At 68.8% G+C, this 21,456-nt stretch carries 13 protein-coding genes and 1 tRNA gene; 9 read left to right on the forward strand and 5 right to left on the reverse strand.

Annotation, left to right across the window (positions count from 1 at the left end; translation table 11 throughout):
- Positions 1-5 precede the first annotated feature (5 nt).
- The 6 genes from YM304_RS02360 (at position 6) to YM304_RS02385 (ending at position 4,663) form a co-directional block, all read left to right on the forward strand.
- On the forward strand, positions 6-683 hold the full coding sequence (locus YM304_RS02360; protein WP_015440027.1) for an IspD/TarI family cytidylyltransferase: 678 nt from the start codon (positions 6-8) through the stop codon (positions 681-683).
- Entirely contained in the window at positions 680-1,213 is a 534-nt protein-coding gene (ispF, locus tag YM304_RS02365; protein WP_015440028.1) for a 2-C-methyl-D-erythritol 2,4-cyclodiphosphate synthase, read from the forward strand. Before YM304_RS02360 ends, ispF begins: the two co-directional genes overlap by 4 nt.
- Positions 1,210-2,139, forward strand: coding sequence for a 23S rRNA (guanosine(2251)-2'-O)-methyltransferase RlmB (gene rlmB, locus YM304_RS02370; protein WP_051071275.1), 930 nt, complete (start codon positions 1,210-1,212; stop codon positions 2,137-2,139). Before ispF ends, rlmB begins: the two co-directional genes overlap by 4 nt.
- 13 nt (positions 2,140-2,152) lie before the next feature.
- Complete coding sequence (locus YM304_RS02375; protein ID WP_015440030.1) at positions 2,153-3,973, forward strand: sortase domain-containing protein; 1,821 nt, start codon at positions 2,153-2,155, stop codon at positions 3,971-3,973.
- 51 nt (positions 3,974-4,024) lie between these two features.
- A tRNA-Thr gene (locus tag YM304_RS02380) sits at positions 4,025-4,100 on the forward strand.
- Positions 4,101-4,246: 146 nt separating this feature from the next.
- On the forward strand, positions 4,247-4,663 hold the full coding sequence (locus tag YM304_RS02385) for a DUF1810 domain-containing protein (RefSeq protein ID WP_015440031.1): 417 nt from the start codon (positions 4,247-4,249) through the stop codon (positions 4,661-4,663).
- 154 nt (positions 4,664-4,817) lie between these two features.
- On the opposite strand, the gene YM304_RS02390 is transcribed toward YM304_RS02385, so the two are convergent.
- The 5 genes from YM304_RS02390 to YM304_RS21790 all read right to left on the reverse strand — a co-directional run bounded on the left by YM304_RS02390 (position 4,818) and on the right by YM304_RS21790 (position 17,730).
- Entirely contained in the window at positions 4,818-5,084 is a 267-nt protein-coding gene (locus YM304_RS02390) for a hypothetical protein (RefSeq protein WP_015440032.1), read from the reverse strand.
- Between the two features lie 61 nt (positions 5,085-5,145).
- On the reverse strand, positions 5,146-5,919 hold the full coding sequence (locus YM304_RS02395) for an SDR family NAD(P)-dependent oxidoreductase (RefSeq protein ID WP_015440033.1): 774 nt from the start codon (positions 5,917-5,919) through the stop codon (positions 5,146-5,148).
- A gap of 134 nt (positions 5,920-6,053) precedes the next feature.
- A complete protein-coding gene (locus YM304_RS02400) occupies positions 6,054-16,466 on the reverse strand; it encodes a PKD domain-containing protein (RefSeq protein ID WP_041297919.1) in 10,413 nt (3,470 codons plus the stop codon).
- On the reverse strand, positions 16,466-16,948 hold the full coding sequence (locus YM304_RS02405; protein WP_041297920.1) for a hypothetical protein: 483 nt from the start codon (positions 16,946-16,948) through the stop codon (positions 16,466-16,468). The genes YM304_RS02400 and YM304_RS02405 overlap by 1 nt, the downstream gene beginning before the upstream one ends.
- A gap of 188 nt (positions 16,949-17,136) precedes the next feature.
- Entirely contained in the window at positions 17,137-17,730 is a 594-nt protein-coding gene (locus tag YM304_RS21790) for a TetR/AcrR family transcriptional regulator (RefSeq protein WP_015440036.1), read from the reverse strand.
- 102 nt (positions 17,731-17,832) lie between these two features.
- Between YM304_RS21790 and YM304_RS02420 the strand changes: the two genes are divergently transcribed.
- The 3 genes from YM304_RS02420 to YM304_RS02430 all read left to right on the forward strand — a co-directional run bounded on the left by YM304_RS02420 (position 17,833) and on the right by YM304_RS02430 (position 21,451).
- A complete protein-coding gene (locus YM304_RS02420; protein ID WP_015440037.1) occupies positions 17,833-19,497 on the forward strand; it encodes an FAD-dependent oxidoreductase in 1,665 nt (554 codons plus the stop codon).
- On the forward strand, positions 19,494-20,261 hold the full coding sequence (locus YM304_RS02425) for an SDR family NAD(P)-dependent oxidoreductase (RefSeq protein ID WP_015440038.1): 768 nt from the start codon (positions 19,494-19,496) through the stop codon (positions 20,259-20,261). Before YM304_RS02420 ends, YM304_RS02425 begins: the two co-directional genes overlap by 4 nt.
- A gap of 95 nt (positions 20,262-20,356) precedes the next feature.
- Entirely contained in the window at positions 20,357-21,451 is a 1,095-nt protein-coding gene (locus YM304_RS02430) for a phosphotransferase (RefSeq protein WP_015440039.1), read from the forward strand.
- The last annotated feature ends 5 nt before the right edge of the window (positions 21,452-21,456 follow it).

Consider the following 21,456-nt stretch of genomic DNA (forward strand, 5'->3'; position numbering starts at 1 on the left):
GGCTCGTGCCGCGTGCCAAGACCAAAGTGTGGACGATCATCGTCGGTGGAGGCAGTGGTCAACGCTTCGGACGACCGAAGCAGTACGAGAAACTCGACGATCTGCGCGTGATCGATCACGCACGGCGAACGGCCGACGCCGCGAGCGACGGCGTGGTGCTCGTCGTGCCGGCCGACGACGTCGCGCGTGAAGGTGGCGTGGCCGGTGGCGCCACGCGCAGCGAATCGGTCAGGGCCGGGCTGGCAGCGCTTCCGGCCGATGTCGACGTGGTGTGTGTGCACGACGCGGCCCGTCCGCTCGCGTCGCTCGAACTGTTCGAGCGCGTGATCGACGCCGTGCTCGCCGGAGCCGACGCGGCGGTGCCGGGTGTGCCGCTGGCCGACACGATCAAGGTGATCGACGCCGCGGGTCTGGCGCCCGGTGACATCGAGGGCGCACGTGGTGTCGTCGTCGACACGCCCGATCGGAGCACACTGGTGGCCGTGCAGACGCCGCAAGCATTCCGTGCCGATCGACTCCAGGCGGCGCACGCCTCGGGAGGCGAAGCGACCGACGACGCCGCGCTGATCGAGTCGGTCGGTGGGCGTGTCGTGGTCGTCGACGGAGAGGCGACCAACCGCAAGATCACCACGCCCGACGATCTCGACTGGACTCGTGATCAGCTCGGTCGGAGGTCGTCGTGAGTTTCTCGGCGAACGATCTCCGGGTCGGGCAGGGTTTCGACATCCATCGATTCAGCGACGACCCGAGCCGCGTGCTGGTGTTGGCTGGATCGGTGTTCGACGGTGAACGGGGCCTCGTGGGGCACAGCGACGCCGACGTGATCTCGCACGCCTGCGCCGATGCGCTGCTCGGCGCTGTCGGTCTCGGCGACATCGGCATGCACTTCCCCGACACCGACCCCGAGTGGTCAGGAGCCGATTCGATCCGTCTGCTCGAGCACGTCGTGGGTCTGATCACCGCCGACGGGTGGGACGTGGCCAACATCGACTGCGCCGTGGTGTGTGAGCGTCCGAAGTTGGCGCCGCGCCGTAACGAGATGCAACAGCGATTGACTGACGTGGTCGGTGCTCCCGTGACGATCAAAGGCAATCGTGCCGAGCAACTGGGTGCCATCGGCCGCACAGAGGGCATCGCGTGTTTCGCCACCGCGCTGCTCGTGCGCAGCGCGCCGGACACGGCGGTCTCGAACGAAACGGATGACGACGAATGAACAAGCCAGGTGGACGTGGAGCGAGCGGTCGAGGTGGCGGTCGGCCGCGCCCCGGCTCGAAGCCGGGCGGATCGAAGCGAGGCGGTTCCAAGTCGGGCGGCCCGAACCGTGGCCCTCGTGATTCCCGCGGCCCGTCGAGCGGCGGCGGCAACAAGGTGGGCGGACCCAAGTCGTTGGGCGGCCGACAGATCGAAGGCCGCCAGGCGACCCGCGAACTCCTGATGGGGGAGCGCCGCAAGGTCCACGAGATCTGGATCAGCGCCGAACTCGAAGGCGACAGCGGCGTCGAAGACATCGTGATGATCGCCGGCGCGCAGCGCGTCCCCGTGGCGTACGTCGCGAAGGCGAAGGTCGAGCGCGAAGCGCGCACCGATGCGCCGCAGGGCGTCATCGCGTTCGCCGCCGACATCCCGGAAGCGAAACTCGGCGACCTGATGCGCCACGGTCGTGACGGTGCTCCGCCGTTCCTCGTCGCCGTCGACGGCGTGACCGACCCGGGCAACCTCGGAGCCATCATCCGCAGTTGCGACGGTGCCGGCGTGTCGGGGCTGCTCGTCCCGCGTCACCGCGCCGTGCACGTCACGCCCACGGTGGCCAAGGCGTCGGCTGGAGCGGTCGAGCACATGCCTATCGCGCTCATCCCCGGTCTCCCGGCCACGCTCAAGCAGCTGAAGGAGCACGGCATCTGGATCGTCGGGCTCGACGACGGTGCCGATCACGACCTGTTCGAACTCACCGATCTCGCTCGCGAGCCGATCTGTCTCGTGCTCGGTGCCGAGGGTGCCGGACTGTCGCGTCTCGTTCGCGAGCGCTGCGACTCGATCGTGTCGATTCCGATGCTCGGCGGGGTCAGTTCCCTGAATGTTTCGGCCGCTGCGGCACTTTCGACCTACCAAATCACCCGGGTCCGGCGTAGCGAGTCGTAACATGACGGGCCTTATGGCTGACCAATCCGCCGACGGCCGTGGGGCGTTGACGACCCCGCTCGGACGCCGCACGTTCATCGCCGGAGCGACGGGTGCCGTTGCTGGCGCTGCACTGCTGCCGCGTACCTCCGCTGCTGCGACCCCCGACTTCAGTTCGTTCCAGGTGGTCACCCCCACACGTCTGGTCGACACCCGTCCGCAGATGGGCGACTTCGGCTACACCCGCGTCGACAGCAAGGTCATCCGCGTGCAGGTGACGGGGCGTGACATCACCGGGTCTGATGATCCGGTGCCCGCCGACGCGTCGGCGGCCGTGTTCACGCTGGTCGGCATCAACCGGTCGGCGGCGGGCAACTACCTCTCGGCATATCCGACGGGCACGGCGTGGCCCGGCACGGCCAACCTCAACATGAGCGGCAACGGCGACGTGTCGCCGAACCTCGTCACGGTCAAGCTCGGCACCGGCGGTGCCGTCGACGTGCTGTCGAACCAGAACAGCGACATCGTGCTCGACCTCGTCGGGGTGTACGTGCCGACCGGCGGCGATCCGGTTCGTGCCGGTCGCTACAAGCTGCTGCCCACGCCGAAGCGTGCGCTCGACACGCGCAACACGTCGAAGCCAGGGGCCGACGCCGTCGTGCGTGTCGACCTGTCGTCGCTGCGCGACCAGGGCATCATCGACGCCGATGCGCAAGCCGTGTCGGCCAACATCACGGCAACGCAGGCGAACCGTGGGTTCATCGCGGCCTACCCGTTCGGTACCGAGAATCCCGGCACCTCGACGCTCAACGTCGCGCAGGACGCCACCCGCGGTATCGGCACCATGGTCAAGCTCGGTGTCGAGAACGGTCGACTCGGTTTCAACCTGTATCTGCAGTCGGGCGCGCACGTCATCGTCGACGTCGCCGGATTCATGACGGGCGAGAGCGCGTCACGTTCCACGACCGGCCAGTTCGTGCCGATCGAGCCGGCTCGCCTGCTCGACACTCGGCGTGGCGACGGTGGCAAGAAGCGACTGTGGCCGAAGTGGACGCGTGCGTTCACGCTTCCGGCTGAGTACGCGTCGCAGGCCAGCGCGATCGCGATGAACCTCGCGGTCACCCGCACCATGGGTCGCGGCTACTTCACGCTGCTCGGTGCGCAGATGCGCCGTGAGGAGGTCTCGAACCTCAACGTCACCGGACCGAATCAGACGCTGTCGAACCATGCGATCACCGCGGTGAGCACGAAGGGCGTCGAGTGCTACTCGTCGGCCGGCGGCGACGTGATCTGCGACGTGGTGGGCTGGTACAAGGCCACGTCGGCCGGTCCGAGCCAGCCCGACCTCGACTTCCCGCCTGCCGACCCCGATCCGCCGGCCGCGCCGACGCCCTATTACATCAACGTGCCGCGCCTCAACCTCGGTCGCAACGTGTTGTCGGGCGAGTCGGAGCCGGTCGTCGACACGGGGCACTTCTGGCACTGGACCGGAACCGGCCTCGTCGGTCAAGGGCACGCCATTGCGACGTTCGCACACCGGACCGAAGCACAGGGGCCGCTGCGTCAGATCCACACGATGGTGCCGGGCGACCAGGTCGCACTGTTCACCGGCGACCAGCGCAAGTACACCTACGAGTACTTCGACCGGGTGGTGACCTCGAAGGATCCCGACGAGATCCTCGCGTCCACCCAGTTCCGCAACAACGAAGAGACGTTGGCGATCGTGGCGTGCACCGTCGGTTTCGACGCGTCGAAGTCGGCGTATCCCGACAAGTGGGCGCCGACCAGCCTCGAATGGCGCATCATCGTGCGCCTTCGGTACGTCCGCTGGGAAGACGTCATCCCAACCACCTGAGTTCGGAGCACCTGAGTCGCTTCGCCAGACGCCGCTAACCTTGCCGCTCTCGCCGGGTTAGCTCAGTTGGTAGAGCACTTGACTTGTAATCATGTGGTCGCGAGTTCGACTCTCGCACCCGGCTCCAACGATCGATCTTGCATCGCATCGCAGCCGTCTCCGCGACCAGGCCGTCGTGCCATCGGGGTCGGCTTTGCCGAGGTAGGCCTCGGTGATCTGCCGGCCGGATGCGGGGGTCTAGGTTTCCCGTATGCGAACTCGGGGTGGGCGCTCGTGAATCTCACACGTTTCGTCGAGGCTCAGAACCTCGACAACATGTACGACCAAGCGCTGGCCGAAGTTCGGAACGGCAAGAAGGTCACGCATTGGATGTGGTTCGTGTTTCCCCAGCTCGAGGCGCTGGGGCACAGCGCGACGGCCAAGTTCTACGGAATCTCCGGCATCGAGGAGGCCCGCTCGTACCTGGATCATCCTGTTCTCGGGCCGCGCCTGCGTGAGTGTGCAGGTGCAGCGGCGGCCATCGAAGTCGGACGAATCAACGCAGCATTCGGCACGATCGACACCATCAAACTCAGGTCGTCGATGACCCTGTTCGAGGCGGCTGACCCAGACGATCACTCGTTTCCGGCCGTGCTCGACCGGCACTTCGATGGGATCCGCGACGAGGCCACGCTCGATCTGCTCGGCTGATCCGTTGTTGCGGCGGCAACTTCGATGATCGATTCCCCGTCATGGGCGCAGCTCGCTCGTCAGCCCTTCTCGTGAAACAGAGACCGGGGTGTCGGGGCCACACACGAGTTCGCGAGCGGTCACCCGTACGCCGACAACGGCGGTAGAGACGTCGTCAGGTCAGTTCGCCGACGGGTCGCAGGAGTTCGGCGGGCACCCACGCTCGCTCCCAGTCGTCGAAGTGGGCCGGCTCGACGTCGCCGGGCAGGAGATGACCGATCCACAGTTCGCCGCGATCGTTGCGGACCGGGGTGAGCGCATCGGTGCCGCGGTTCGCGAACGTCACGATGCACCGCCGTCCGTCCGGGAGCTCGTAGATCGTGCCGACCGACCCCAGTGGGCCGTGGCGAACCGCCGACGGCAACTCCTCACGCTCGACCACGACGGCTGGTTTACCACGACGCGGCGCCGTGCTGCCCGGTCGGTGGTCGCGCCGAGCGACGTCAGGTCGGTTGGCCGCCGGCGACGTCGATGAACTGGCCGGTGATCCAGTTGGCGGCGGGTGACGCGAAGAACGCCGCGGCGGCAGCGCAGTCGGCGGGTTCGCCGGTGCGTCCGAGCGGAATGAGCTGTTCGAATCGCGCTCGTGCGTCTTCGTCGCTGATGCCCATCGTGTCGCGGAACATGTCGGTGACGATCACGCCGGGGGCGATGCAGTTGACCGTGATGCGCTTGGGGGCGAGCTCGACGGCGAGGGTCCGCGTCATCGAGATCATCCCCATGTTGGCGGCCGAGTAAACGCCGAAGCCGGGCGACGGCTTGTGCGCCGCGATCGAGATGATGTTGATGATGCGACCACCGTCGTCCATCCGAGCGGCGGCCTGCTGCGCACCCCACCACTTGGTCTTCATGTTGAGGTGGAGTTGCTCGTCGAACTTCTCGAGCGAGATGTCGGGCAGCGCGTACATCTTGTTGTCGAGCGTGCCGCCGGCGTTGTTGACCATGATGTCGAGCCGACCGAGTTCGTCGACGACGCGGTCGAGCGCGGCCGGGATCGACTCCCAGTCCATCACGTCGGCCGAGATGCCGAACGACCGCCGACCGAGTGCGCGGATCTCTTCGGCGACAGCATCGACGTCGGCCTGGCGGCGGGCGACGACGACCACGTCGGCACCGCACTCGGCGAGCCCGATCGCGATGCCACGCCCGATCCCGCGTCCACCGCCGGTGACGACCGCGACCTGTCCGTCGAGTCTGAACTGCTCTGAAAGTCCCATGTGACGCTCCTTCGACTGCCTCCGTCGTGACCATAACGATCGGTGGCGAAGCCCTTCGGGTCGAAGGGAGCTCACGGTGCGCGTCGCGCAGGCGCTCGTCGATGGCCACCCACGCGGAGGGGGAGCCGACCGCGTCAGAATCTGAACGGCAGGGTGATGGTGCCGAATCCGCTCACGTCGATCCGCACGCTGAGGTCGAGCGGCGACACGCTGCCGGCGAGGCGAACTCCGAAGATCTTGCTCCAGCCCGACCAACGAAGGTTGGTCTTGACGTGCTTCTCCTGCACCTCTGCGATCACAGCGATGCTCCCGTCGACCGTCGGTGCCCCCGCCCCGTTGCCGTGCGCGGTGACGTCGAAGTCGCCGGCCGCATGGCCGCGGAAGCGAATCAGGCCGATGTCGATCGTGGGGCTGCTGATCTCGATCGACCCGGCGCCCTGGTAGGCGTAGCGACCGTCGTCGTGCAGCGTGCCCGACACCGAGTAGTTCGCCGGGATGCCGAAGGCGCCGTCGACGACGGCGTTGAACTCGACCTGCGCATCACCGTCGGAGTTCGACCGGAAGTGCAGCGTGACATCGGGTGAGCCGATGAGCTCGCCGGCCGGCCCACCGAGGCGGGTACGAGCGTCGAACGACATCGAGCCGTCGGCGGCCACCGCCACGGTCACGTCGATGCCACCGATCGAGGGCGCCGAGAATCGAGCGGTGCCGACCAGGCCGGCGGTGACGGCGCAGGCGGCGTCGGAGCACCCGTCGGCGACGAGGGGTCGCTCGCCGGCCACCCGGGCACGGATCGACTCGGGCGTCGAGGCGGCGGTGCCGGGCTCGGCGGCTTCGCGATAGAGCACGAACGACCCGTCGGAGAGTTCGAACCCGCCGATCTCGACGTCGGCGTCGCCTGCGAGCTGGAACAACGTGCCGTACTCGGGTGAACGTTGGAACGCTCCCGACAGTGCGATGTCGCTGAAGCCGGGCACGTCGAAGGTCCCGGTCATGGCGAGTTCGTCGGTGCCGAGCGGGTCGCGAGTGGCGCTGAACTGCGCGTCGGCGAGCGAGAACCCGGCGAGACGTACCGTGCCGGTTCCGTTCAGTTCGAGCCGACCGCCGGTGTCGAACTCGCCAGCGAGGGTGACGAAGGCGTCGGTGTTCCCGAGGCCGAGGTGGATCGAACCATCGATCGAGGCGTTGGTGTTCCCGCGGATCGACGAGATGTCGATACGGCTCTGCATGTCGAATCCGGCGAGCCCGATCACCGCACCGACGGCGCTGAACCTGAAATCGCCGGGCTCGACGTCGGTGTCTGCGACGTCGGAACTGCCCGCCTGCACGCTCGGGGTCGCGCTCGGGTCGAAGCCGTAGGCGATCATGCCGGTGACACGAGCGTCGACCAGCCCGTCGATGCCGAGGCGGGCGGCGACGTGCAACCCGTCGGGCTCGACCTGGCCGGTGGCCGAACCGAGATCGAGGCCGAGCGCTTCCAGCGACCCGTCGAAGCGAATCTTCGGGAAGTAGCCGCTCTCCATGTCGACCGTGACGTCACCTGCGAGTGACACGGCTGCGAGGTCGATGTCGACGCTGCCCGTCCCGGTCGCCTCGGTGACGCGCCCGTTGCGGACACCGAAGTCGAGATCGATGTCGACGGTGTTGCCGAGCAGGTCGATGGCAGTCGTTCCGGTGGCCGACAGCTCGCCGGTCTGCGGCGACGACTCGAACTCGACGTCGAGATCATCGAGTCCGAAGCCGCCGAGCGAGGGGCCGGGGAACGAACCGGTGAAGCGGGTGCTCGTCGTGGTGGCGGAGCGAATCACTTCGCCCTCGACGCGGGCGGTGGCACCGAAGACCGTCACCTCGCCGCCGAACGCGATCTGTTGCGACGTGGGCGACATGTCGAACTGCACGTCGACGCCGTCGATGGTGAGCCCACCGAGCCCGATACGGCCGAGTTCGATGTCGGCCGACATCGCCGAGGTCTGTGGCTGGACGCTCACGTTCACGACGGCGGGCACCGAGAGCACGTCGCCGTCGAAGCCGACGGTGATGCCAGTCGGGTAGTCGTACACACCGATGGTGCAACCGTCGGGAGCGATGACGAGGCTTGCGTAGTCGGCTTCGATCACACCGGCGTTCAGCACGTCGATGGCGAGCGAGTCGCCGTCACCGATCTCGAAGGCGAAGCAGCCGTTCGGGCCGCCGAGGCGTGCGGCAAGCGTCACCGGCGTACCCGGAGCGATGCCGAGCGGATCGGCGATGAACCCGGGAAGGCTCGCGGTTCCGGCGAGTCCGATCACCGGACTCCCGCCACTCCGGACGTTGATGTCGGTCGACACGGCGAGGCCGGTCACGTCGAGGCCCGACACGCCGAGCACGTCATCCCATCGCTGGCCGGGAGCGAGCGACGCCGACAGTGCGAGCGTGCCCGTCGTGGGGTTCATCCCGGCCGACAGGATCACGTCGACCTCGGTCGGCGACGATCCGGCGACGCCGGGAAGCCGCAGACGGGCGGCCGCCGTGAAGTCGGAAGCGACGCGCGTGCCGCGACCGCGGAGGTGCAGGTCGAGTTCGTCGACGGCGATCGAGACGCCGGCGACGTCGACGAGTTCTGCTCCGCCGAGCGAGGCGACGCGCAGCGCGAGATCGAACTCGCTGGTGGAGAGGTCGATGCTGCCACTCGCATGGACCTGTGTGGCGGGGATGCCGAACAGGTCGGTGAGCCATGCCGGTGGCGTGGTCGAACCGGCGGCGGTCACCGTGCGAGCCGAGACGCTCACGGCTTCGCCGTCGATCACGAGCGTCCGGTTGCCGGAGGCGTACAGGACGCTGGCATCGCTGAACGTCGGTGCGCCGGTGAACGGCGTGAGTTCGTCGAAGGTCAGCCGGGCGACCCAGCCGCGCGGTTCGATGTCGAGCACGAGTCGGCCGGCCGTCCCTGCGATCGACGCGCTCCCGTCGAGGGCAACCGATGTGGCGCCGCTCTCGTCGCGTTCGATCGTGGCGGAGATGTCGGTGGCCGACACGCCGTCGAACGGCGAGAAGGGGGTGAGCGACGACACGGTCAGGTCGTAGGCACCGGTCGCGAGCTCGATCCGGCCGTCGACCACGCCGCCGATCGCGACGCCGTCGAGGTCGATGCCGAGTCCGGCTCGAACGGCGAACGCGAGCGCACAGGAGGAGCCGTCGACGCATGCTGCCGATGCGGTGAGGTCGAGGTCGCTGATGGTGACGCCGTCGACGGCGTTCCAGTGATCGGCGCCGAGCGTGACGGTGACGGCCGTGGTGGATCCGCTGCGCTCGATCGACCCGGACGTGAGCGACGGGTCGATGCTCAGCCCGGTGACGAGCTGCCACGGTCCGGCGGTCGGATCGCCGGCGATGGCGACGCTCCAGTTGTCGGCGCTGGAGATCGACATCGAGACGGCCATGGTCGTGGATCCGGCGAGGTGGACCAGGCCCGATCCGCTGACCGTGCCGTCGCTCCAGGCGAGCACGATGCCACTGAGTTCGACGCCGTCGGCGATCGCGATCCGGCCGGGGTGTTCGGCGCCGATCTCGACCGAGAGCGGGAGGTCGCCGGCCGCGCGCCCGACGGACCCGGTGAGCGCGATCGGGCCGGTGCCGAGGTCGACGAGACCGTCGATGCGCGCATCGAGGTCGAGCCGTCCTCCGGTCGTCCAAGACCCGGAGAGGGTCACCGCTGGTGCTCCGTCGGCGACGACGGGCAGGCCGTTCTCGGTGCCGGTCGACGCCCCCGAGCCGGGCAGTGCCACGGCGTCGATGGCGACCGTGGCGACCCCGTCGTCGGACGTGAAGTCGAGTCGCGTCGCAGCCGACCAGCCGGCGGGTGCGTCGAGCAGCGCCAATCCCGGAGAGACGAACGATGCGTCGGCAGCGAACGTGTCGTCGCCGAAGTCGACCGAGAGCCCGTCGCCGACGAGGTCGAAGCGATGATCGCCGAAGACCTCGTCGTCGACACGCAGCGTGCCCGACGTGAGTCGGAAGCTCGACCGGTCGAACGACCCGGAGGCGTCGGAGACGATGAACGCGTCTCCGATGACGATCTCGGCGCCGGTGAACGTCGCCGTCGTGTCGCCCGTGCAGGCGCGAGCGTTGAGTGCGACCGATGCGAAACGGATCGTGATGTCGTCACCGAGGCGAGCGGTGCTCCCCGGAGCGCGGGCGGCCGCGACGACGTCGCAGAGACCGGCCGGTGCGGGCGTGGGCGGCGGTTCGTCGTAGGTGACCACGACGATGTCGGTGGCGGTGAGTTCGTTCGCGCCGCGAACCTCGAATTCGAACACGAGGGTGCCGCTGCCGGAGTCGGGCACCGTGACGTCGACGGCGCCTCCGTCGACCACGCCGTCGAGCACGGGGGTGCCGGCGGTCTGTGACCAGTGGGACGTGGACGGAGCGAGGGCGGTGCCGGTGCCGGAGAGCCGAATGGTCGTGCCGGTCAGCACGTCGCTGTCGGAGGCGTCGACACTCACGACGCGTGCCGGTTCGGTGTAGTCGATGCGTGTCGTCGCGCTGGCGGTCTGACCGTCGGCGGTCTCGATCGTGAGCGCGAACTCGAGCGTGTCGGCGCCGGTGATCGGAGTGGCGACGACGAGGTCGGCGACCGTCGCGTCGTCGATGTCGACGGCCGGTCCGGCGGTCTGCTGCCAGTCGTAGGTGAACGGTGCGATGCCGCGTGCTCGGGCATCGAGCGTCACCGACGTTCCACCGACGACGACGTCGGTCGGGGCGATCACGTCGAGGCCGGCGGGTTGCGCGTAGTCGACCACGACGTCGGCGCTGTCGGTCCGGCCGTCACCGGCGGTGACGACCAGTCGGAAGGTGAGCGTGCCGCGTCCGAGCGGCGGGGTGGTGAACGTGAGGACGGGGTCGTCGACCGGTTCGGCCACGACATCGGACCCGTCGATCTGCGTCCATTGCAGCGTCACGCCGTCGTGACCCGTGCCGGTGCCGGTGATCGTGATCGTCTCGCCGCCGCCGACGCTGAGGTAGCCGCCGTCGACGTCGGTACCGGCCACCGCTGGCGGGGTGTAGTCGATGTCGACGGATGCCGAGGCGGTCTGGCCGTCGCCGGTCACCAAGTCGACGCGGAACTGCAGTGTGTCTGCACCGGTCGGGGGTGGGGTGATGTCGAGTCGGGGTCCGGCCACGGTCGACGTGAGCACCTCGGTGCCACCGGTCTGGGTCCAGAGGAAGGTGTGCGGGGCGGGGCCGACTCCGGAGGCGACGACGGTCGCCGGTTCGCCGCCGACGAGCGGGCCGTCGGGTGCGGTGATGGTGACCGCTGCGGCGACGACGACGTCGACGCGGACGATGGCCTCGGAGAACTGTTCGTCGGGTTGCGTGGCGCGGTAGGCGAACGTCAGCGATTCGGTGATGCCGTCGGGGGCGACGAAGTCGAGTTCGTCGCCGGAGATCGGTCCGTCGATCACCGACGTGCCGCTCAGCTGGGTCCACGTGGTGGTGAGCGCCCCGGTGCCGCTCGCCGAACCGATGATCGTCACCCGTTCGCCGCCGATCGCGCCGATGGCGCCGCCGGGAGCGTCGGTGCTCACGGTCGGACCCGATCCGAGTGCGACGGGATCGGAGGCAGCGGTGAGTTCGGTCGTGGCTCCGTACGCGTTGCTCGCGGTCACGGCGACGACGAGGCGGCGGCCCAGCTCGGCGACGGGTGGCGTGTAGGACGTGCCGCTCGACCGGTCGACGCAGTCGGCGAGGTCGGCGGTGCACGAGCGCCACTGGTACGAGAACGCAGGGGTGTCGGCGGTCCAGGTCGTCCAGGTGCCGGGGTCGACCGAGAGCTGGCGAGTCGCCAGTGGCGTCGACGACAGTGTCGGCGCCGTCGCGAGGCTCGGGGCCCCGTCGACGACCGCGCTGCTCTCGACCGATGCGGCTGACTCGGCGACGCCGAGCCCGGTCGCGACGTGCTCGACGATTCTGATTCGGTCGCCGACGATCGCGTCGGTGATCGTGTAGGTCGGCCCGGTGGCCACCGTGGTGCACCCATCGCCGTCGCAGCGCTGCCAGTCGTAGGTGCGCTCGGTCACGAGGGGGTCGGTCGGCGGTGAGGTCCACGTGCCGGCGACGGCCGACAGGGTCATGCCCTCGTGTGGGCCGGTCGCACCGACGGGGAGTTGCAGCGAGGGCTCCGAGAGGTTGATCGGGACGTCGATGCTGACCGGGCCGACGGTGCTCGACCTCGATGCGGCCGCTCGGCCCCACTGGTTCGTGGTCGAGATCTCGGCGCGGAGGTACGAGCCGTCGTCGGCGAGCGCGAGGTCGTAGTCGTCGGCGGTCTGGCCCGGCAGATCGACACAGCCGCTCGCGGGGGACGAGCAGCGTTGCCACTGCGTGGCGAACGTGGCGCCTGCCCAGTTCCATGCGCCCGTCGAGGTGACGGTGGCCGTGGCTCCGGCGGTGGGCGACGCGACGCTGATGGCGGGCGTTGCGATGGCCACGGGGTCGGGTGCGGCGACGGGATCGACGGTTCGGCCCGCCGCCGACGTGACGGGGCCGAGTTCGTTCCACATCGTCACCACGACGGCGAGATGCGTGCCGATGTCGGCGGTGACCACGTCGTAGCTCGACGACGCACCAGCCTCCTGGACAATGGTGCACGACTCGATCGGGGTGGCCGCGCCGGCGCATCGGCGGAACTCGTACTCGACCGTGACCGACGGGCTCGCGCCGGTCCAGGTGCCGAGGGTGGCGGTGTAGCGCTGTGCCTCTGAGGTCGTCGCCGGTGCGACGACCGACGGCGGGACGGTGTTGGCGACGGGGGCTCCGACGACGGTGGCGAGCTCGGTGAACACGTTGATCGACCCGGCTGGGACCTCGACGGTGATCTCCGCACCGATCTGGTTGCCGGTGTACGACACGTGTGGTGCGAACGTCGGGCGCGTTGCGCCGCCGACGTCGAAGCACGAACTGCCTTCCGGTGAACACACCCGCCACTGGTACGCGGTGATCGTGGCATCGCTCGGTGCGTACGTGCCGAGCACGACCGACGTCGACTCCCCGGCGATCGGGGCCGTCAGCGTCGACGGCGCCAGTTCGAGGACCGGCGTCGAGAACGCGGGGACGGCAGCCGTCGTGGGGTCGTGGAGCGGAATCGAGGTGCCGACCGAGTTGGTGGCCGAGACCCTGGCTCGAAGCCAAGCGCCCGCGTGATCGGCGGTCGGTGTGAACTGCTTGCTCCGAGCACCGGAGATGTCAGAGCACGTCGCGAGGTCGACCTCGTCGGTGCACACCTGCCACTGGTAGGAGAACGTCGTGGGGTCGGTCTCGAGCAACCAGCCGCCTTCGTGTACCGACACGCTCTCTCCGAGTTCGGTCGCATCACCGGTGATCGTCGGGGGTTCCGACGCGGAAGGGAACGGCACGCGATCCATCACGGCGATGCGCACGATGTACTCACCGTGCAGCGTCGCCCCGTCGTGGGACGAGAAGCGGGCCTCGAGAATCTTGCCCGGGGCGATGTCGTCGGGCACGATGAGATAGGGGTACCGATCGTCAGGCGGCGACGCGGCGATCTCGGTCTGTTCGACACATCCGACACTCGGAGCGTCGCACGCGAAGAAGCCGTCGAAATCGGTGGTGAGCCAGGTCCCGCCGGCCGACCAGCGCACCTGGCCGGCTCGTTCGAGACGACTCCGGCTCGTCGCATACGGCAGTTCCCGGCCGAACTCTGCGGCGGCGTCGGCGTCGGCCGGGTCATAGAGAACGATGACGCCACCGAGGGAGAAGGACCCGCTCCCGTGATCGATTCGCTCGTGGGCCTCGTACACGCCGTTGACGACGTCGAGCGTGCTCGGCAGCGCCGAGTCGACGTTCGTCATCTGCGTGAGGTCGTCGCGCTCGCCCCGATGGTCATCGGTCGACGCCTTGGCGGTTCCGGACGCCGACCCGCCGTCGGAGGGTTCGGAGAGTTCGGACGTGGTCGTCTCGGCCGCCGACTCGGCGGGGATGGTGCGGGTCTCCGTCCCGTCGGTCGGCTCGCCGGTCTCGACGAAGTCGGCTTCGTCGCGAGCGTCGATCACCACGTCGATGAGGTCGATCGCTGTCTCGGCACCGTCGTTCACGGAGAGTTCGAACCGCAGCGTGGTGTCACTGTCGACAGTCGGTCGTTGGAACTGGACGACGCGTCCGACCGGCGAGCCGATCCATTCGACCGAGTCCTCGACGATGGCCGAACCGTCGAGGTCGACCTGGCGCCACGAATACGACGCGGTGCCGCCCTCGCTGGCTCGGGCGTCGAGCGTGATGGAAGCGTGCGCGGGTCCGGCCACGGCGGGAATCGCCTCGGCGACGGCGGTCAATGGCGGGCGGATGTCGATGGTGACCGGAACGGGTTCGGCGCCGTCGGTGTCGGGAGATCGCACGATGGCGTCGGCGCGATGATCGCTCGTCGCGTGGTCGTCGGCCTCGACGTCGAGGTGGACGGTGGCCGTCGAGCCTGCCTCGATCGAGTCGGCGAACGTGCACTCGACGACCGACGCATCGACGACGCTGGCGAGCGGCCCGGACTCCACGAGACGGAGCGGCGCACACGTGCTCGACGTCCCCGCGAGATGCAGGCCTCGGCCGAGCGACACCACGACACCGACGTCGTTGGCGCTGGCGTCGCCGTGGTTCTCGACGTGCAGGGCGAGCGTCGTACCACCGCCGGCGCGCAGCCGGGCCGGGTCGGCCGACAGCGACAGCCGGGGTGTCGTTCGTTCGATCGTCACGCGCACCGACGACGGGAGGGACGATTCGTCTCGCATGGCGCCCGATGCGTCGACCAGACCTGCTCGGGCTGGCCATGCTCCGAGCCGTTCGTTTCGTCGCACGTCATCGACGTGCCCGACCAGCGCTGGCAATCGTCCGTCGGGGCCGACACCGGCGGCGGTGGTCTGCGTGCAGGTGGTCTCGATGCCGAGCACGAACGGTGGGGTGCCGATCGGAGCCGACTCGCACGTCCAGTGCTCGTCCGACCAGGTGATGTCGAGCGACGCCGGGGTCGTGACATCGAGTCGCACGTCGGTGCCGGGGGCGATGTCGACGCTGCCGCGGTTGTGAGCGGTCAGGGCGATCGACTCGCCCGACCGGATCAGCGGGCTGCTTCCGTCGACGACGACCTCGACCGTGCCGTCGGGGAGGATGACCGACGGGAGCACCTCGAGCATCGGCTGCTCGCTCTCGGCCACGGCGAGCGTGACCGCTGTCGCGTTGTCGTGCAGGTGGGAGTCGAGTTCACCGGGGACGTCGAGGGAGAGGTCGATCGTGGTGAGACCCGTCGTGGTGTCGTCGGCGATGGCGAGCGGAAGGCGCAGCGTGCTTGCGCGTGCTCCGCCGTCTGCCGAGTCGAACTGGCCGGCAGCGATCGTGCAGATGGCTTCGCCAGCGACCGCTCCGCACAACCACGGGGTGGTCGCGCGGTTGGCATCGAGCGTCAAGCCAACGGGGAGCGACGCAGACACCGTGAGTGTCTCCGCATCGAGATCGAACGCGGTGACGTCGACGTCGAGGTCGATGCTGGCGGGAGCGACCACGACGACCGAATGCACGACGTGCGCCGACAGCGTCGCCGACGGCGCAGAAGGCGGAGCGATGGTGGCGACGTGATCGTCGACGATGGGGTCGTGCCCTGCCGGGGTGACGGTGCTCGACCACTCGACGGTCGAGTCGGCGGCGACGGCAGGATCGAGCACGCCCGTGAGCGTGAGCGGTGGTAGGTCGGCACCGACCTCGGGTGCCTCACCGTTCCACGTGCACGTCGGACCGCTGGAGTCATCGAGGCAGCGCCAGTCGTCGCCGGCCGACGACCAGTCGGTGACCGTCGGGGGAAGCAGTCCGTCGATGGCCACGAGGTCCGGTGCCGTGCCGCTGCCGCGGCCGACGTACGTGAGTGCTGCTGTCGCCGTGACCGACCGATCCGCGGTGATCGTGCTCGGCGTCTCCAGCGTGGCGAAGATCGGCAGCGCGGCGGTGTCGAGGAACTCGATCGTGGTGCTGGTCGACGCGGCGGTCGATCCGGTGCCGGCTGACGTCGAGATCTCGAGTGACGACGCCGTCACGTCGGTGTCGGTGTCGACGTCCACGTCGAGCACGAGGCGCCAGGGTGCGAACTGGTCGGCGGCGAGCGACATCGGTTCGGCCGTCTCGGTCGAGACGAGCGTGCAGGTCGATGCAGCGACATCACATTCCCACGCAGCGTCGGCGGGAGCGCCGGCCGTCGCGTCGAGCCGGTCGATGGCGACACCCTCCGTGTCGGAGTCGACGGCGACGACGATCGGCGCAGCCACGGCGGCTCCGTCGGTGTCGAACACCGCGCCGGCGACGACTGCGGCGCCGCCCGCGTGCAGGCCGGTGCGAGCCTCGGCGGTCACGGCCAGGCCCTCCGTGGCGACGTCGGGAATCGGGGAATGCCGGTCGTCGACGGTGTCTTGTGCCACTGCGATTCCCGAGGGGAGCCCAGCGACGGCGACGGCCGCAGCGAGCGTGATCGTCGCGAGGCGCAACACGCTCGTGCGCGACCGATGGTCGGGATCTCGCATCAGTTGCTCGTCAGCGTGTCGAGTGCGTCGGGGCAGTGGTCGCTGAGCTCGGAGGTCACTCGCTCGGCGGCGTCCGCGATGGCTTCGACCCGATCCGATTCGCCGAGTGCGGTGAGGTCGCCGTCGGCGATGGCGGAGTACGAGTCGATGAGGATCGTCAGTTCGGCGTCGAGGTCGTCGCGCCCCTCGCGGATCCGCTCGAGGGCGGCGATGCCGTCGTCGAGCGGAGTGTCGCCGTCTCCGAACTCCGAGAACACGTCGACGGCGGCGTCGACATCGGCGCACTCGGCCACGCCCTCGTCACCGGCAGGGTCGCTGGAACCGGGTGATTCGGCGCCGCTGGCTGGCCGTCCCGCGTCTGCCGAGGAGGTCGTCTCCGAGCCGACGCTCGTCACGACCAGCGTGATGATCGCGACCGCCGCGAGCGCTGCGATCACCGCAATGGTGACGCGAGATCGAAGCACGTCGGTGACTGATTCCATGGACACCTATCGGCGCGACGCCGACCTTCTTGAGTTTCTCAAGGCAGTGTCATGGCCTCTGACCAGGGTTTTCGCTGTCGTTCGCTCCTCCTGGCCCCGCTCGCTCGGTGACGGACGGGCCGGGACACCGCCGAGTTGTCCGCCCGCCATGGGCATCCGGGAGATGCTCCGAAGGCTCGGTGCGTGAGTCAGTCGAGGCGGATGCCGAGGGAGACGAGCGCGTCGGTCAGGACGCGACGTTGACGCGTCGCGGTCCACCGCGACGGGTCGAAGACCGCCTCCGCGGCGATGCCCGGTACGAGTGCCGAGAGACGGTCGGCGGCACGTTCGATGTCGACGCCGGTGGGGAGGGCTCCGTCGTCGCGCATCCGCTGGAGACAGGTGACGATCCGCTTCGTCTCGGCGCGAGCTCGCCGACGTTGGTCCTTCGCAAGCGCTGGGGAGGCGAGGGCTTCGCTCCAGAACGCGAACCAGATGCGCCAGTCGTCGCGGCGCACCGCGTCGAGCGGCAGAACCGCCTCGATGAGTCCTCGGATGTCGGCCGGGTCACGATCGAGCACGGTCTTGATCCGCGCTCGGGCGCGGCCAGCGGCGTAGTCGTAGGTCTCGTGCAGCAGGTCGCCGATGTCGGCGAAGTAGTGGGAGACGACCTTGGTCGAGTAGCCGGCGCGAGTGGCGACATTGCGGACCGTGAGCGCCGAGCGACCCTCGGTCGCGATCAGTTCGGCAGCGACCGCCGTGACCTCGCGACGACGAGCATCGTGGTCGACGACTTTCGGCATACCGGGTTCACCTCGCTCCGCTTCGACTCGTGGATGTGTGCGACGGTACGTTATGCAACAGGGGTTGCACAACATGGTGCGATGGGATGGAAGGGGAGAGCAATGAGCAGCGATGTCAGCAGGTCGCAGGAGCAGGTCGGGGGGTACGACGTGGTCGTGCTCGGTTCGGGTGCCGCAGCGCTCGCCGCCGCGGTCGCGGCCCGTGGGCACGGGGCGGAGCGCGTCGGTGTGTTCGAGAAAGCCGACGTGGTGGGCGGCACGTCGGCCATGTCGGGCGGGATGATCTGGATCCCGTGCAACCACCACATGGACGCCGCAGGTGCGCCCGATGCCCGAGCCGAGGCCCTCCGCTACCTCGATTCGTTGTCACACGACCGCATCGTTCCCGAGTTGGCGGAGGCCTACGTCGACACCGGGCCCGAGATGCTGCGTTGGTTCGAAGACCACACGCCGGTCGTGTTCGAAATCGTCGAGAGCTTTCCCGACTATCACCCCGAGCATCCCGGCGCATGTCGTGAGGGTGGGCGATCGCTGGAGTGCCCGCTCTTCGCCTTCGGCGAACTCGGCGAGTGGCAGCACCGCGTGTCGCAGAGCCGCCAGATGAGCGCTCATCTGCTGATGAACGAGACGACGCTCGGCCGAGGCGCCCACACGTCGATCGCTCCGGGCGTGCTCGACGAGCGCAAGGCGGCCGATCTCCGAGGGTGCGGTCAAGCGCTCATCGGTCGGCTGCTCAAAGCGTGCCTCGACCACGGTGTGGAGCTGCACACCGGCCACCGAGCGGCCGGGTTCGATGTGATCGATGGTCGAGTCGCCGGCGTGCGCTTCGACACGGCCGACGGCGACGTCACCATCGAGGCCTCGGGCGGCGTGATCCTGGCGACCGGCGGGTTCGAGTGGAACCCGGCCATGGTGCGCGACTTCATCCGTGGGCCGATGGAGCGCCCCGCATCGATCGAGACGAACACCGGCGATGGGCTCACGATGTCGATGCGGATCGGCGCGGCGCTCGGCAACATGCAGGAGGCCTGGTGGGTGCCGGTGATCGACGTGACCAACGATGACGGTGACGAGATCCCGTGGATGATCAACCGAGAGCGAGTGCAGCCGCGCAGCATCATGGTCAACGCGGCGGGCAAGCGTTTCGCGAACGAAGCGGCCAACTACAACGCGTTCGGCGCAGCGTTCCATCGGCTCGACGCCGGAAGCTTCACCTACGAGAACATGCCCTCGTGGTTGCTCTTCGACCAGCCGTACCTCGTGAAGTCGGGCCTCGCCCGATATCGAGGCGAGGGCCCGGTGCCCGACTGGCTGCACGCCGCCGACTCGCTCCCCGAACTCGCCGACGATCTCGGCATCGACGGAGCCCAATTGGTCGAGACGGTGGAGCGATGGAACGCGCAGGTCGCCGACCTCGACGACCCAGACTTCGGCCGAGGCCGCAGCATCAACGACACCCACTGGGGTGACGGAACACGCACGCCGGCGGCCACGCTCGGCCCGATCGACACCGGCCCGTTCTATGCCGTGCAGGTTCGGCCCGGCGCACTCGGCACCAAGGGCGGACCGCGCACGACGGGCGACGCCCAGGTGCTCGACGTCGACGGCAACGTGATCGAGGGTCTCTACGCCGCCGGCAACGTGATGGCCTCCGCGATGGGGATGACCTACGGAGGCGCTGGCGGGACGCTGGGGCCAGGAATGGTCTTCGGGTTCGCCGCAGGCCGGCACGCGGCACGACGCGTGTCGAGCGAGGTGCCGGCATGAGCAGCGACGACCTCACCGGCCGCACCGCTGTCGTCACCGGCGCCACCGGGGGAATGGGGCGAGCGATCGTCGCAGCGCTCGCCGGTGCCGGTGCCCACGTGGTGGCCACCGACCTGCGCGACGACGGAGCCGACGACCTCCTCGCTGCGGTCGCCGACTCCAGCGGCTCGGTCGTCTTCGTCAGCGGCGACGTCGCGAACGCCGAGCACATGGCCGACGTGGTCGAGCGCGCGGTGTCGCTGCACGGGTCGCTCGACTGCGCCGTCAACGCCGCGGCGATCGAGTTCGAGACCGTGCCGCTCGCCGAGTGCACCGTCGACGACTTCGACCGCATGATGTCGGTCAACGTGCGCGGCACGTTCTTGTCGATGAAGGCGGAGATCGCCGCCATGCTCGACGCCGGGACCGGATCGATCGTCAACATCGCGTCGACGAACTCCTTTCGGCCGCAGCACGATCAGCCCGCGTACACCGCGAGCAAGCACGCCGTGCTGGGCCTCACCCGGAGCGCCGCGATGGACTATGCCGCTCACGGCATCCGCGTCAACGCCATCTGCCCCGGCGCGATCGACACCCCCATGCTGCGCAGCGCGATGGAACGTCGCGGCCGCAACGCCGACGACGTCGCCGGACGACTGAGCAGACTCGGCCGCTTTGGCCAACCGTCGGAGATCGCCGACGCGGCACTCTGGCTCTGCTCCGACTCGTCGTCGTTCACCACCGGCCACGCCCTCTCCGTCGACGGCGGGATGCTCTCGAGCTGACCGCCACAGACGCCGCAACCAGCCATCTGCCGCCGACTACCCACCACCCGATCCGACAACCGATCCACCCACCCGCACGTCCGAGGAGCGACACGATGACCACGATCCCCATGCCCCGACACCACGACGACCTCACGGTTGACTGGCTGAACCAGATCATCCACAATGCGGGGATCGAGGCGACCGTCGAGTCGTTCGACCGGCGACCGATGGGTGAGGGCGTCGGCATGATGGCCACCCTCGAACTCGTCGACCTCACCTACAGTGACGGCGACGGCCCGGCCACCGTGGTGATCAAACTCCCGGCGGTCAACGACGCCAACCGGGCCGTGGCGCTCGCGTTCGACATCTACCGACGCGAGGTGCTCTTCTACCAACACATCGCGAACGAGACGTCGGCCGGAACGCCGCGGGTGTTGCTCGCCCAGGTCGACACGCCCGAAGACTTCGTGCTCGTCCTCGAAGACCTCTCCGACTATCGCCTCGGCGACCAGGTCGTCGGCTGCGACCGCGCCGACGCCGAGGCAGCGGTCGTCACGCTGGGCAGGTTGCACGCCCCGTTCTGGGACGACGTCGACCGACCCGAACTCGACTTCGTGCCCTACGAGACACCCTCGACGCACGGCGACGCGCTCCGTGACGGGTCGCTCGCTGGCTGGGACCCGATGGTCGAGGTGTTCGGCGACGCTGTGCCCGACCACATGCTCGCCGTGCGGGATCGATTCCTCGCGGTGGTGCCGGCGATGCAGCGATGGCTGGTGACCGCACCGAGCACGATCGTCCACGGCGACTTCCGCATGGACAACCTCTTCTTCGGGCAGTCGCCCGACCACGACGAGATGGTGGTGATCGATTGGCAGGGTTGCCTGCGTTCCAAAGGGGCTCGCGACGTCGCCTACCTGCTCAGCCAGAGCATGCCGACCGACCTGCGCCGCGAGCACGAGCGCGAGCTCGTCGGCATCTGGCATCGCACCCTCGTCGAAGGCGGCGTCGAGAACTACTCGGCGGAGCTGGCGTGGGAGGACTATCGCCGATCGGTGCTCGCGCTCTGGACGCTCGTCGTCGTGATCGCCGGAACCCTCGACGCGAGCAACGAGCGCGGTCGAGCCTGGATGACCGAGATGATCCGTCGTTCGGCGACCACGATCGCCGACCTCGATCTCCTCGATCTGCTCCCGGAGTTCGAATAGTCACG

Origin of the sequence: Ilumatobacter coccineus YM16-304 (assembly GCF_000348785.1) — a bacterium.
Classification (GTDB): Bacteria; Actinomycetota; Acidimicrobiia; order Acidimicrobiales; family Ilumatobacteraceae; genus Ilumatobacter_A; species Ilumatobacter_A coccineus.